This window comes from Pirellulaceae bacterium (assembly GCA_029243025.1).
GTDB lineage: Bacteria > Planctomycetota > Planctomycetia > Pirellulales > Pirellulaceae.
Genome location: JAQWSU010000042.1, coordinates 87,400 through 101,766, shown reverse-complemented (window position 1 = coordinate 101,766; position 14,367 = coordinate 87,400). Strand labels below are relative to the sequence as shown.

Here is a 14,367-nt window from a genome sequence, read left to right as displayed (position 1 = left end):
TTTCTTTTAACCGTTGATCCGTTCACCCAATCGTGTCATCATCTTTTTGATAGAATCAGGGCAGAGACATTTTTTGATTAAATCGTCTTATTCTCAATCCAACCCCCTTAGCAGGCGTTCAGTATGTCGGATATCATCGGTCGTCGAAAGTTTTTTCGCAACACGGCTTTGGTAAGCGCTGCGGGAATAGCGCTGCCCCAGACATTGCGAGCTGCTACCGCGGGGGACGGCGACCGGGTGAGCATCGGAATCATGGGGCTCAATCGGGGCTTGGCTTTGGCAAAACGTTTTGGCAAGCGCAAAGATGTCGAAATACGTTATGTCAGTGATGTTGACGAGACAAGATTGCAGAAATGCCTGAAACAACTGGCAGCCCAAGGCCACGACCAGGTCAAGGGCGTGACCGACTTTCGGAAAATCCTGGACGATCCATCTATTGACGCCTTCGTCTGTGCGGCACCGAATCACTGGCATGCGACGGCCACGATCCTTGCTTGCCAAGCAGGAAAACATGTCTACGTGGAAAAACCGTGCAGCCATACTCCCGAAGAAGGGGAGCGGATGATTCAAGCCGCTCGCAAACACCAGCGGGCCGTTCAAGTCGGCACTCAGCGACGCAGTAGTGCGGGTACGATCCGGGCAATTGAACAGCTGCGAAATGGTTTGTTGGGTCGCGTGTATCTTGCTCGATGCTGGTACGACAATGCCCGAGTCTCGATCGGAACCCAATCCGCGACAACAGCTCCCGATACGCTGGACTATGAATTATGGCAAGGTCCCGCCCCTCGACGACCTTTTTTTGAAAATGTCGTGCACTACAACTGGCATTGGCGATGGCATTGGGGAAACGGCGAGCTCGGGAACAATGGAGTTCACACGCTGGATCTTTGCCGATGGGGATTGGCGGCCGACTATCCAATCCGAGTAACCTCCAGTGGAGGTCGTTACGCCTATGACGATGACCAAGAAACTCCCGACACACAAACGGTGTGCTTTGATTTCGTAGACGATCGTTCAATCAGCTGGCAAGGGCTCAGCTGCAACAAACACGGGCAAGGTTTTGTCACCTTCTACGGCACGAACGGCACCCTTGAATTAGAGGCCAACGGCAACTTTCGATTTTTTGACCGAGGAAACCAAGTCAAACTAGCAGTGACCGATTCGAATAGCGGTGACGAAGAACACATCGATAACTTCATTCAAGCAATTCAAAATGACGACCCTCATTCGTTGAATGCGGAAATTGCTGATGGCCACAAGAGCGCGTTGCTATGTCATCTGGGCAACATCGCGCACCGCATCAACCGGTCATTGGACTGCGATGGATCTAACGGCCAAATCAAGAATGACGACCTTGCCGCGAGTCACTGGACTCGTCGCTACGAGCCCGGCTGGGAACCGAAAGTCCTTTAGAATCCTGTTGCCTTCACACCCTCATGCGAAATCCCCACGGCTCATCCACTCCGGCTCCCATCCTTTCAATTGTCTCCCCTAGTGAGCCATGCGCTTATCGACCGACCGCGGAAGCCAGTTACGAAATAAAAGTCATTGCAAAACTCGACAATCAGAGCTACGACGCGATGTTGAGCCGTGGCTGGCGTCGACAGGGGGCCTATTTCTTCCGGCCTGCCTGCAAATCATGCTATCAATGCAGAAGTCTGCGGGTCGATGTCGCGGCGTTCCGAGCGACGAAAAGCCAACGGCGATGCTGGAGACGCAATCGTGAAATCCGTATCGAAGTATCCGCTCCGTCGCCTTGCACGGAAGCGGTCGCTCTCTTCAATGCCTACCATGCCGACATGTCAAAACGTCGCGGTTGGCGAGAAAATCAGGTAGACCTAGAAACGTTTACCACCCATTTCCTCATCGGTAATTTTCCATTCGCACGTGAATTCCGATACTACCAGGGGACTCAACTCGTTGGCGTGGGACTCGTGGACATCACCAAGCAATCCGCATCCAGCATTTACTTTTTTCACGATCCAGCCTGGCGTTCCCAAGGGCCAGGAGTCTTTTCTATGCTGGCCGAAATCGAGCACGCTACGAAACATCAGATCGCTCACCACTATTTGGGATACTGGATTTCAGATTGCCCTTCGATGAGTTACAAGGATCGTTACCATCCCCATCAGATCCTTGAGGCTTATGTCACGGACGAGATCCAGCCGGTCTGGATCCCCCACCAGGCCACCAACCTCCCGCAAAACCGTTAAACACCCGCACCATCAAAAATGGCAAAGTCTTACCAACAGCAGCAAGCGCAACTGATTCCTCGAAACCTCCGCGACACGTTTGCGTTTTTTGCGGATGCGGGTAATCTCGAACAAATCACCCCTCCCACACTTCAATTTCAGATACTTACCCCTTTGCCGATTCGGATGCAAAGCGGCGCGTTGATCGATTACCAACTCAAGTTGCTCGGCATGCCCTTTCATTGGCAAACGGAAATCACCGACTCTTCGCCTCCGCACCATTTCGTCGATCAACAGATTCGAGGATCCTATCAGCAATGGGGCCATCGTCATGACTTCCGTGCAACCGAACAAAGTACTCAAATGGTGGATCACATCGACGATGGCATTGACTGGGGCCCACTAGGAAGCGTCGTCCACCCATGGTTTGCAAAGCGAATCCCAAAGACTATTTCCACCTACCGACGCGCACAAATCGAACGATTGCTATCCTAGGTTTTCTGCGTTTCCCCTTACCTATCGCTCGAAATGGACGAATCCCACATGTCACGGTCGCCATGGAACGCCCTGAACCAACGGATTGTCGATTGCCAAGCTTGCGACCGATTACGTACCCATTGCCAATCGATCGGATTGACCAAGCGCAAAGCTTATCTCGACTGGGACTACTGGGCTGGGCCCGTGCCCAATTTTGGTGACCCCAGTGCTCAACTGCTGATCGTCGGCTTGGCTCCTGGAGCTCACGGCGCCAATCGAACTGGACGGATGTTTACCGGAGATCGTAGTGGCGACTGGTTATACCGGGCATTAGCCCGAGCCGGTTTTTCAAACCAAGCATCTTCAGTAGCGAGAAATGATGGCCTAACCCTGCAAAACTGTGCCATCACAGCCGTATGCCATTGCGCTCCCCCCGATAACAAACCAACTCGGACTGAGATTGAACAGTGCCACCCATTTCTCAATGAGATCGTTGATCTATTGCAACCGGCCGTCTTCCTTGCCCTGGGACAGATTGCCTGGAAGGCGAGCATCGACCATCTGACCCAACGCGGGTGGCTATCGACGACTCGGCCGAAATTTGGCCACGGCGCACAATACATTTTGACAAACGGTAGCTTGTTAATCGGCAGTTACCACCCGAGCCAACAAAACACTTTCACGGGGCGTTTGACCGAACCGATGCTCGACAATGTTTTTCAGACAATCAACCATTGGATTGAGGAAACGTCAGCCTGAGCGAAAGTCACCATGAAATAAACCGAGTCGTATAGCAAACGCCCGTTTTGTTGTAGACTTGGTTTCCCAAATTCACTGAGCCCGCTCATCACGGAGGATCCCATCGTGTCTGCAGATCAGCCCTCATACGAATCCCTCGGTTCTTTCTATTTGGGCAAATCATTCAACCTGGATTCGAACCGACGTGAAGAAGAGCTAGTATTGTATGATTCCAAAGATTTGGTAACGCATGCCGTAATTGTGGGGATGACAGGCAGTGGAAAAACAGGTCTGGGAGTTGGCCTGTTAGAAGAAGCTGCGATCGATCGCATTCCGGCATTGATCATTGATCCCAAAGGAGACCTTTCGAATTTACTTCTCAATTTCCCGGAATTACGCCCAGAAGATTTTTTACCATGGATTCATGCGGACGACGCTCAACGCGAGCAAATGACCGTCGAAGATTACGCAGCAATGCAGGCTTCGCGTTGGCGCGAGGGATTGGCTGATTGGGATCAGACGCCCGAACGGATAAGTCGCCTGGGCGATGCGGTCGAATTCAATGTTTACACACCAGGTAGCGACGCCGGCCTGCCAATTTCCATCCTTTCGTCTTTCGCGGCGCCTCCTCCCTCTGTAGTTGAAAATGCGGATTTGCTGCGGGACCGCGTCACGACGACGGCCAACAGCCTGCTAGGTTTATTAGGCATTAATGCCGACCCGCTCCGTTCTCGCGAACACATTCTGATCACTCGGCTCCTCGATGAGTCATGGCGCAGTGGCAAGGACTTGGATTTAGGCCAACTGATTCAACAAGTTCAGCAACCACCCTTTCAGCAAGTCGGAGTCATGGACTTAGAATCGTTCTTTCCACCGAAAGATCGGTTTGAATTAGCCATGGCATTGAACAATCTATTGGCTGCGCCTAGCTTCGCGGCCTGGCTGAAGGGTCAACCCCTCAATGTCGACCAACTGCTCTACTCGCCATCCGGCAAACCGAGACATTCGATTTTTTCGATCGCGCACTTGTCCGAGTCAGAGCGAATGTTCTTTGTGTCACTGTTGCTCAACGAGACATTAGGCTGGATGCGCAGTCGTTCAGGCACCAATAGCTTACGCGCTTTGCTCTACATCGATGAAATCTTTGGCTACATGCCACCCGTCGCAGAACCTCCCTCTAAGAAACCGCTTCTCACCCTGCTAAAGCAGGCCCGAGCATTCGGACTTGGCGTCGTCCTTTCCACACAAAACCCGGTCGATCTTGATTACAAAGGGCTGTCGAATGCCGGCACTTGGTTCCTAGGCCGCTTACAAACGGAACGAGACAAAGACCGCGTGCTCGACGGACTTGAGGGCGCGACGACCGAATCTGGGGAAGCGTTTGATCGCTCAACCGCTGCGGAAATCCTCTCCAATGTCGGCAAACGCGTATTCTTGATGCACAACGTCCATGACAGTGCGCCCGAAGTGTTCCAGACACGGTGGGCACTTTCGTACTTAGCCGGCCCCATGACTCGCAATCAGATTCGCAGTCTGATGAAATCCAAACAAGAGACCGCTGAAAAGGTCGAGCCTTCTTCCGCCGGAACAACTGACAAAACGCCACCAGATCGCCCTACGAATCCAATCGAGCATGCATCCGGCAGGAGTGCCGCGAGTCCGCACGCTCCCGTCGTCCCGCGCAATGTCGAATCGTTTTTTCTTCCGTCCGACGAACCGAACCATGACACTTTTCATTATTCACCTCAAATTTTGGCCTTCATAAAAGTGCACTTTGTCGATACGCGTCGAGGCCTTGCCGCCGACGACGAGTATCAGTGGTCACTTCAAGTGCCCGTGAATGCAGTTCATCCGGATTGGGATACCGCGAGCGTTCTGCAAATGAATCGCACGGACCTACGACAAGCACCGCTTTCGCCTTGCACTTTTGAACCCTTGCCCAATTTACTCAGCAAATCGAGTACGTTTTCCGAATGCAAAAAGTCGCTTCGCGATTTCTTGTATCGGCAGCAGCGCTATGACCTTTTCAAATGTGCAACTCTCAAAGAATATTCCCGACCAGGCGAATCCGAACGCGACTTCCGTATCCGACTAACCGATCTCGCGCGAGAAGCTCGTGACGGACGGGTCGATAAGTTGCGGCACAAATACGCATCCCGATTACAAACGGCAGAAGACCGAATCAACCGTGCCGAAGAGGCGATCGAACGCGAAGCGAGTCAAGCCAAAGAGGCCAATATGCGATCCATGATCTCACTGGGGAGCAATCTACTCAGCGCGATGCTTGGCAAAAAGAAATTCAGTTCCACCAACATCGGACGCGCATCTCGCACGGCCCAAGGATTCGGTCGCGCTTCCAAACAGGCTGAAGATGTCCGTCGTGCAGAAAGAAAGGCCGAGGAGTATCGCAATCGACTCGCGGATCTAGAAGCAGATTTCCGCGCGGAAGCTGCTGAAATACGTGAACAGATGGATCCGCTCAAGCTGGAACTTGAAACAATCCAGTTAAAACCCCGGAAGTCAGATATCGACATCCGACTCTTCGCAATCGTTTGGATTCCAACCCCCAAGCCAGGAAACTGAAGCCACCGGCCGGCCATATTCGATCCACTCAGACCGTAACTGGCTTTGCCATTCCTCTCGGATCGCGGGCCCATCTGGCTCCATGCGCCACTCCCGATTCATTGCTCTGGTTGGTTCCGGTGCCCCCGTCCTGTTTTCGACAAACGGCGAAGATTATCGATTGGGCAAAGTTGTCGAGTTTCGCCAACTCCAGGATCACTAACGATTACATCGACTCGAGAGTCGAAGCTGTTCCCGCGTCGCAAATTTGGTCGAATCCACCTACGATGGGATCAGCCTACCGCGTCAAACCTTGAGGTTTGGAGATTATTTGCGGCGTCGGCCGCCCTTGCGATCTCGGACGTACTCCTATGCGACGACAACGAAGCCCGCAGATTATGGCAGGTCGCCGGATAGTGCTGATCCGATGCACGCTCGCCTGGATGTCTGTCTGCTTGATCAATGCAAACAGCGGTCCATTGTGGAGTCAGGTCCCAACCCGACAAGCAGCGAATCCACCAGGGAACGAAATGGTGCGGCTGCCTTCTCCATCTCTGCCCGATCAGCATCCGAGTCCTGCTCGATTGCCCAGGCCGAAAGTCGAGCAGAGGCTGACCAACTGGTGGGATACCGCCGTTCGCGAACCGTTTGTCCAAGGTACAACGCCAATTCCTATCAGCCTAGATGAATTGTTGGTAAGTGCTCTTGCATACTCCGCTCAAATCCGCGTAATCCAAGAGGCACCCTTGATTCGGGAAACGGCAATTATCGAAGCCAATGCCGAATTTGACTGGTCGGCTTTTGTCGAATCTCAATTCGTTGACACGAGTAATCCGGTGGGAAACCAACTTGAGACCGGGGGCCCCCTGCGGTTCCGTGAACACGACTTTGCGACCAGCGCCGGTTTAAGGAGAAAAAACACATTGGGCGGCCGATTCGATATCGCACAAGAGATCGGTTACCGTGACAACAACTCCATCTTTTTTACACCGCCAAATCAGGGGAATTCACGGCTCACGATCAGCTACACCCAACCGCTTCTCAAGGGAGCTGGTCGCGTTTACAACACGAGTCTTACCGTGTTGGCCCAGATCGACACTGCGACCGCACAGGACGATTTCTCGAGTCAACTACAATCGCATCTCCTCAAAATCACTCGTGCTTATTGGGAACTGTATTTGCAACGAGCAAATTTGCTCCAAAAACAACGTCTCCGCAATGCGGCCCGTGAGATTCTCACCGAGATGGAACGGCGGCGAACCATTGATGCTCTGCAGAGCCAAATCATGCGTGCACGTGCGGCCGTTGCCAGCCGACGTGCCGAGGTCTATCGCGCCGAAATGGCAATACGAAACTCCGAAAGTCGTATTCGCGCGCTGGTCAACGATCCGGCTCTAGGCAACAGCGTCGATAATGAATTACTGCCCGAGTCGCTACCGCTGAAATACTCCGCTCCCATGGATGTTCAACAGTCGGTTGAAATCGCTTTCCACAATCGCCCCGAGTTGGCCGCGTCGATTAAACAGATACGAGCCGCGGGTGTTCGTTTGAATATGTCACGCAACGAATTACTGCCGCTGCTCAATCTCGTCGTGGACACTTATGTGAGTGGATTACGAGGCAATGCCAACATTGGAGGCTCAATTCTCGACCAGTACAGCCGCGGCGAACCCAGTTATAGCGTGGGACTGCAATACGAAATGCCGATCAACAACCGTCGCGCAAAAGCCCGTTATGATCGACGACGACTAGAGCTTCGCCAGCTAGAGTCACAACTGCAGGTCACCATGGAAGCATTGCGTTTCGAAGTCGAAGCGGCTGTGCGCGAAGTCAGCACATCTTATCGGGAAATGCTGGCAAACTTTCAAGCCGTTTCCGGTGAAGAGGCCGAAGTCCGGTATCTCTACGACCGTTGGAGGCTCCTGCCAGGTAATGATCTATCAGCCAGCGTCCTACTCGAGGATCTCCTTGACGCCCAGGAACGGCTCAACCTGGCCGAATTCGCATTCCTCAATTCCCAATTAGATTACAACACTTCCCACATGGCCTATCAACGAGCGTTGGGTACCATGCTACAAACCGAACAGATCACGATGGAGCGTTATATCAAAAACTGCTTACCCCAGGTTGAACTCCGCCGCAACCTGCCGATCTCATCGGAAGTTTCCGATAAAAACAGGCAACACCCCTCGAACGCATCGTCCTCAGATCGGGGCTCAACCGTTTCGACACACGTCCAATCGCGGACTCCACCGCACAAGCAACGCCGTTAACCCGTTCCGGCGACAAGCCTCACGTCTTACAAGTCAGACAGGCCAGTCTCCGCTTGAGCAACGATTGCCAGGCTCTGCCTTAACACCGTCCGTCGCCAAGCTAATGCTTCCGGGCAAAACAGTTCCTTCAATCGTCGCTGGGCCCGCCCGTATGCGGGCTGATTGCTGTCTAGAAAGTGATAAGCCTGATTCTCGGCGCGCAAACCCTCGATGACTGCCATCGGCCCGTAAGTCCCAAATTCAGCACAGACATAAAGGTAGTTGGGCACGATTTCCCGCGAAACACACCAGGGTCCGATGCCCCCTCGGGTTTTGTAGGCGATACCATTCGAATCACTCTCTTCAAATGTCCCGCTACCAAACCACTCCAACATTCGCTTTTGATCTAAAGGTCGCAAAGGTGGATCCAGTAGCAACTTGTATTGGCCATGGGGTCCCAATCCCGTGTGGAAATCTAAATGCATAACGTTGTCGTTGTCCACCAACCATTCATCTAGGATATCGCCTAACCATTGCTGAATCGAAGCAGCTCTATGCCCTCCAAAAAACAGTCCCCGGGGAAAGTCATACTGCCCACCGGCAACCGCCTGACGTAAAGCAGGCATACCATGCCGGACGATCAACAGCAGTGCCTGGACTCGGAACATATCAAGACGATTTGGCGCGCATTGTGGATTCAGCAACCCATCCAGGGTCGAATAGGAGGCGGGCGAACCTTGATAGGACTCACCTTCCAACAGGAAATTTCGATTGAGATCCACATTCTGCTTGTCGAATCGTCTCAGCCAAGCAAATCCATACGGATTCAGAGCATGAAGCACCACCACATTCACTCGCGGTCTTGCCTTAGTTGCCCAAACACGCAACGCTTCAAGCTGAACCGCAGATCCCAAAAAGCCTTCCACACCATGTAGTCCGGACGAGATCACGAGCGTTTGCCGCGAGCCTTTCACACAATAGCGAGCCACATCAACCGAAAGCGTTTCACCATCAGGTCCCTCTTCCTGCAGTAAATGCTCCTCGAAGATCCAACCGGGCCGAGCGACCGCGCTGCGAAACTTCCGCCGTGCTGTTGCATAGTCGGGTGAAAACGCGTCAAGCTGACCAACCATCATCTCAAACACCCCCGGACGATACGCGTTGTTTTTCTATTGCGAGCCGCCACGCCGGGCGCGGCAAAGCTCGAAACCAAAATCGGCGATCACCGTCCGTTTACCAAACAAGCGGCGGCTCAACCAGGTGCCGGCAACTCGTTCAAGCCCTCCCAAACAGGAGAAGCCTCGGCACAAACATGATGCACACCAGTTCGACCAACTTGTATCTCACCAATCCAGCCTTTGGCAAGTGCGAATCGACCTCCGCTGCTTTCCCAAATCTATTCCGCCCGATTCCGGGTGAATTCAACTTCAAACGTTTTCAGTAAGGACTCTGCGCCCACAAAACGCAAACCTACCCATCGCTTTCAACCCGGCGTTGCGTGTGAGATTCAGCATAAACATCGGAAAACAGGACCAGCGGGTCACCATTGACCGTGGTAGAGCCTTCCTTTTCCGGAACCGCTTGTCGTTTCACGACATCCCTCAACATCTCCGGTCGAAATCATAATCATGGGGAGGAATGCCGTCCGCAAATACCACCGTCGACACTCGTCCAAACTCTTTTCAACGGCCATTCGGTCCACCATCCGGCGTTTGAAACACGATAAAAGCCTAGCAATTAGATCCCCTCGCGCCCGTGGATGGTGCAGGGAATTTGCCCGGTAGATTTAGAGAATCGATCAAACAATCGACCGCATGAATCAGCTCTGTCAACCTTTTGGCATTGCGACCCGTTTCCCCGATCCAGAAAACTTTTTTGCGCAACTTCGCACCAGGAATTCAGTCTTAATCCGAGTGTGTGTGTCAAATGTCGAGACAAACAATCCCCCGTCGCGTCGCCAACCAGGCCATCGGAATGGCTTCGGGCAATCTCCGACTGAGGAAGCAAAGTGTTGGGAGTAATTTCATGGTCAGCGATCGGCCGCGCGCTGCCTATGATTTCAGGTAGCGCAACCGTTGCTCGCTAGCCTTTGTCTTCCAGTCGAGTCCGGATCCATCGACTCACGACACCATAGAAATGGCTTCCAACGGTGTCGCCCACTGTTTCGATCCGCGTTTGAGCTAACTGGCCGGCGTGCAAGGATTCTGCTTCGGAAGTTGGAATCTGCACTCTCACCAAAAAATGGGGTTCCACGAGCTGAAACGGTTCGTCTTCCGTTGTTTGCTCTGCGGAGTGATGCATCACAACTGCCAACGGTCCACCATTCGGTGCCGCCAAGCCCGGATTGGGAAGGCGACGCGTGGCTCGCGGATCCACGCGAGTCAACACTCCGTTGGTGATGGCGGTGGAGCGGCCCTTGATTCGAATGACCGGATGCCGGTCCAACTGCTTCAGAAAAAAAGTAACGTTCTTTTGGGAGACTGACAGTCGAACTTCTTTCTGTTTTTCATCTCCGATGGCAATCAACGGTGCGCCCGTATGCATGTATTGACCCACGAGCGATTGCAAATCGTGTCCGATTACATTTCCGCGGGTAGTAGCGACTATTTCCAACTTACGAACCCGCTGTTCTAATTCGTCTCGTTGCTCGTATAAACTGATCAGCTTGCGTCCTTCAACCTGATAATTCACCACATCAGCATCCCCGCGTAACACACGGCTACGGATCAGAGACTCCTCAATTTCAATTTCGATCTCTGCAAGTTGCAAAGCCCATTCGGAATTCTCGAGCGTCACCAGCAGCTGCCCCGGCTCCACCAGTTCACCCGGGGCGACATGAACCTGCCGCACAAAGCCCGGACTGTCAACCCGATGCATCGTTAAGGGATCGTAGTCAACAATGCCGGGTGCCGACACGCCTCCCGGCCAAGGTAAAGCGAGCGACGATCCAACCAGCAGCATCAAGCCGCCCAAAATCAACGCAAATCGAACAAGATTCGGCTGCTCAGTCGAGGTACCACGAATCAGATAGCGTCCAAGCTTCACGGCGGGAATCACCAACCACAAAGTTGCTGCCGAAACCGCGAGTGCGATTCCAGCGCCTCGAAACATCACCGAAGCAGCGAGCACAATTCCCACACAAAAAAGCCAGCGCCATAACAGAGCCGCAAAAGCATAGGCACGAATCAATATTGCATGAGAGCTTCGTGCTAATGGGTTTTCGATATCGACACCCAGCAAATATCGACGTCCGAAGTATCTTAGGTATTGCTGCCCTTTTGAATACAGATTCTGGATTTCCAACAAGTCCGCGACAATGTAATAACCATCAAATCGCATCAAAAAATTTGCGTTACAAAGCAGCGTAGAAACACTCGCCATCACAATAATGTTTCGGCAGAGCTGCTCAATCAACGGCTGTTCTGTTCGTGCCCAAATTAAGACCGCGATACTGGCAACAAAGAATTCAATGTACATTCCTCCCGCGGCCGTAAAAATCCGTTGCCACTTCGAACGAAATCGCCAAGAGGAAGTAACGTCCACGAACGCAATCGGCGAAAACAGAATCAGTACCAATCCACAACGAGGAACTTGTCCTCCATACTTTTTGCAGATCAGCCCATGATAGAACTCATGAACGGCCTTCAGCATCACCCAAACGACCAACAACCAAAACCAATTCGCTGGGGTCAAAATCGTGGTGAGTGACAAACGAAACCGGTCCCAATGTGTTAGCACCTGCCCTAGAGCCAGCAAACACAATCCCAGCCACACCACAAAAGCAATCGGGCTAATCGTCCAAGCACACCACGGCAAACATCGTTTTAACAAGTGATCCGGATCAAACAAAGGGATACGGAGAAACAAGGGGTTCAAGCTCCCCTGAAAACGGTCAAGGCTCGCTTTCGGAAGCTCATAAATGGGATGTACAACGTTCGCTTCGATGGAAGCTAGTTGATTTTGCGTCAACCATCTGACAAGCATGACCGCTTCTCTGGCTGACAAAGATGCTTGCTGAGCGATCACTTCCCGGAGCAACTGTTTGCCATCGAGCAGTTTAACCAATTCCCATTCTCGAGTGCCGAGTCGATAAAACTTTGCCTTGAGTTGATCTTCGAGTTGATAGTAAGGTTCGTTATTAGAATGCTGTAACGTGCAGCGAACATCTTCACGAAGCCGCACACGCACCAGTGTTGGATCATCGACCAGAGATTTGCGTTTGGCGGACAAATTCACCACCCCATTCTGAAAAAGACGTTTTCCCAGGCTCGGTGAAAAAGCACCCAGGCCAGTGATCGGTTGGCCGCCATAATTTTGGCTCGACCACGCATCCCGGGTCGGAGCATTTCAGTCTCGCCATGGATCGTAACCTCTGCCAAAAACACGTTCGCAGAGTCCTGTTGCACCGATCGTGGCTGAAGACTGGCGATCACCCCTCCAAAGTCGGAATAGGGCAGAGCTTCCAATCGAAAAGCGACTTCTTGTCCTACTTTGACATGAGAGATGTCTTCATCGGGGATGGCGACTTCCAAAACATTCTTCCCCAGGGGACTAACCTCCACCAGCGTCTGGCCGATCCTCAGACGCGAGCCTTCCAATTTCCTCGGATCTCCACTGATTACCATCCCATCCGTAGGACTCTTGACCTCCAAGTGATCCATCCGTTCTTGCAGCAATTGGAGCTTAAGCCGTAAACGGTCCCCTTCAAACTCGGCCATTTGAGTTCCTACTGCATCACCATTCGCCATCGATGTGTCGCGCTGCTTCATCGAACGAACGAGATCCGCCTCCACCGCGGCCCGTTCAAGACGAATTTCACGAGCATCCATTCGTGCAACGGTTTGGCCTTTTTCAACCACGTCCCCTGGCTCAACGAATGCGGCCTCTAACCGACCTTCGTACGGAGCTGCAACGAATCGCCGAGCGACAGGTTGAATCTCAGAACGGCCAATAATTCGGTGGGGAACGGGCATGACAAACAACAACAACATGGCCAGAATGCCAAGTGTGATGATGCCCCGTTTCGAGGCACTCGAGAGGCGATGAAGGCGATTTCTGGCCCCGGCGAAAACGCCAGGCCTGGATCGATTCAACAAATCCACTTCGTGCCCCAATAATCGCTCGATAAGTTCTGCACCTTGCTGATCCTCCCCGGCAATCGGCTCGTCACGCGCGACGACAAAAGCCCCGACCAGATCGCCTTGACCATTTCTGAGCGTGGCGCGATAGATTGAGCGAACATTCAGACTCTTTTCCAATTCTTCTAACGCATGGGTTTTACGCCCCACCGCCTCACCTGCCACAGTTCGATCACCGTTCATCACCAGGACCTCTGCCATGACCGCTTCCAATCGTTTGGTCAGCTCGGAGGACCTGTCAAACTGCAATCCATTCGAGATCGCCAGGAGCTTCACAAGTCCACCTGACCGCCGCAATCCGACAGCAACGCATGAGGCTTGATAGAATTCCTGCACACCATCGGCCAGCTTGCTGACGGCCGAGTCAAATCGTTCAACCTCCCCAGCAGCAACCATTGCCCGACTGAAGCGACTCCATTGACTCTGTTCATGGCCTGACTTCAAAGCGACAAAACGACCCCGCCATTGCCCGGCAAAGGCCGCCACCAATTGTGCCACTTGCACAAGCTCCGTGAGTCGTTGTTGCAGGTCGCCACTACTGTCGATAACCACCAACATGACTTCCTTGATCTGATCTGAACGGAAGACCGGCACCGCTACCGCGATCACTTCTCCTGCCTGTTCAACGCGAGCAATTTGCACCGTTGCCGTTTCCTGTGTCATCACGGCAAGCGAGTAGAGTTGATTCAGCAGAGGCTCGGCAACAACTGCTGGAAATTGGCCAGTTGGATAACTGGACAGCTGGCCCGTTGAATCCGCGTCGAAGTAGAGCACCATGTTCGCGCGCATGAGTTGCAAGGCTAACTGCAGCAACGATTCAATCGCCTCTACCTCGGATGTGGCTGAGCCCAGCACTTCCTCAAGGTGAAGTCCCAACTGGCGCACGTCAAAGGAAGACTCACCCGCTGAGGCAACCCTTCGCTTCGGAATGGTTTTAACCGAGCTTTGGCTCATCCGCGCTCCTTCATCCCTCAATCCACTTGTCGACACTGAGTTGTGCACCGCCAG

10 protein-coding genes are annotated in these 14,367 nt (G+C 52.9%); 6 read left to right on the top strand and 4 right to left on the bottom strand.

Translation table 11 applies throughout. From position 1 onward, the window contains the following. Positions 1 to 123: 123 nt before the first annotated feature. From P8N76_18415 to P8N76_18390, 6 genes are all read left to right on the top strand, one after another. Complete coding sequence (locus P8N76_18415; GenBank protein MDG2383653.1) at positions 124 to 1,413, top strand: Gfo/Idh/MocA family oxidoreductase; 1,290 nt, start codon at positions 124 to 126, stop codon at positions 1,411 to 1,413. A 23-nt stretch (positions 1,414 to 1,436) separates the two neighbouring features. Then, positions 1,437 to 2,213 (top strand): arginyltransferase, encoded by a 777-nt coding sequence (locus P8N76_18410; protein ID MDG2383652.1) that lies wholly within the window; start codon positions 1,437 to 1,439, stop codon positions 2,211 to 2,213. 18 nt (positions 2,214 to 2,231) lie between these two features. Then, a complete protein-coding gene (locus P8N76_18405; protein ID MDG2383651.1) occupies positions 2,232 to 2,687 on the top strand; it encodes an SRPBCC family protein in 456 nt (151 codons plus the stop codon). A 48-nt stretch (positions 2,688 to 2,735) separates the two neighbouring features. Beyond that, positions 2,736 to 3,428, top strand: a complete 693-nt coding sequence (locus P8N76_18400; GenBank protein MDG2383650.1) for a uracil-DNA glycosylase — start codon at positions 2,736 to 2,738, stop codon at positions 3,426 to 3,428. A 105-nt stretch (positions 3,429 to 3,533) separates the two neighbouring features. Beyond that, positions 3,534 to 5,990, top strand: a complete 2,457-nt coding sequence (locus tag P8N76_18395; GenBank protein ID MDG2383649.1) for a DUF87 domain-containing protein — start codon at positions 3,534 to 3,536, stop codon at positions 5,988 to 5,990. A 350-nt stretch (positions 5,991 to 6,340) separates the two neighbouring features. After that, on the top strand, positions 6,341 to 8,242 hold the full coding sequence (locus tag P8N76_18390) for a TolC family protein (protein MDG2383648.1): 1,902 nt from the start codon (positions 6,341 to 6,343) through the stop codon (positions 8,240 to 8,242). A 26-nt stretch (positions 8,243 to 8,268) separates the two neighbouring features. Here the strand turns inward: P8N76_18390 and P8N76_18385 are convergent, their stop codons facing one another. The 4 genes from P8N76_18385 to P8N76_18370 all read right to left on the bottom strand — a co-directional run bounded on the left by P8N76_18385 (position 8,269) and on the right by P8N76_18370 (position 14,313). Continuing rightward, positions 8,269 to 9,357 carry a DUF2817 domain-containing protein gene (locus P8N76_18385; protein MDG2383647.1) on the bottom strand — a complete coding sequence of 363 codons (1,089 nt, stop codon included), beginning with the start codon at positions 9,355 to 9,357 and terminating at the stop codon, positions 8,269 to 8,271. Between the two features lie 334 nt (positions 9,358 to 9,691). Beyond that, the gene (locus P8N76_18380) at positions 9,692 to 9,814 is read right to left on the bottom strand and encodes a hypothetical protein (GenBank protein ID MDG2383646.1); all 123 of its coding nucleotides are present in this window, start codon (positions 9,812 to 9,814) and stop codon (positions 9,692 to 9,694) included. A 489-nt stretch (positions 9,815 to 10,303) separates the two neighbouring features. Next, positions 10,304 to 12,457 (bottom strand): hypothetical protein, encoded by a 2,154-nt coding sequence (locus P8N76_18375; protein ID MDG2383645.1) that lies wholly within the window; start codon positions 12,455 to 12,457, stop codon positions 10,304 to 10,306. Then, positions 12,454 to 14,313 carry an efflux RND transporter periplasmic adaptor subunit gene (locus tag P8N76_18370; GenBank protein MDG2383644.1) on the bottom strand — a complete coding sequence of 620 codons (1,860 nt, stop codon included), beginning with the start codon at positions 14,311 to 14,313 and terminating at the stop codon, positions 12,454 to 12,456. The genes P8N76_18375 and P8N76_18370 overlap by 4 nt, the downstream gene beginning before the upstream one ends. Positions 14,314 to 14,367: the final 54 nt, after the last annotated feature.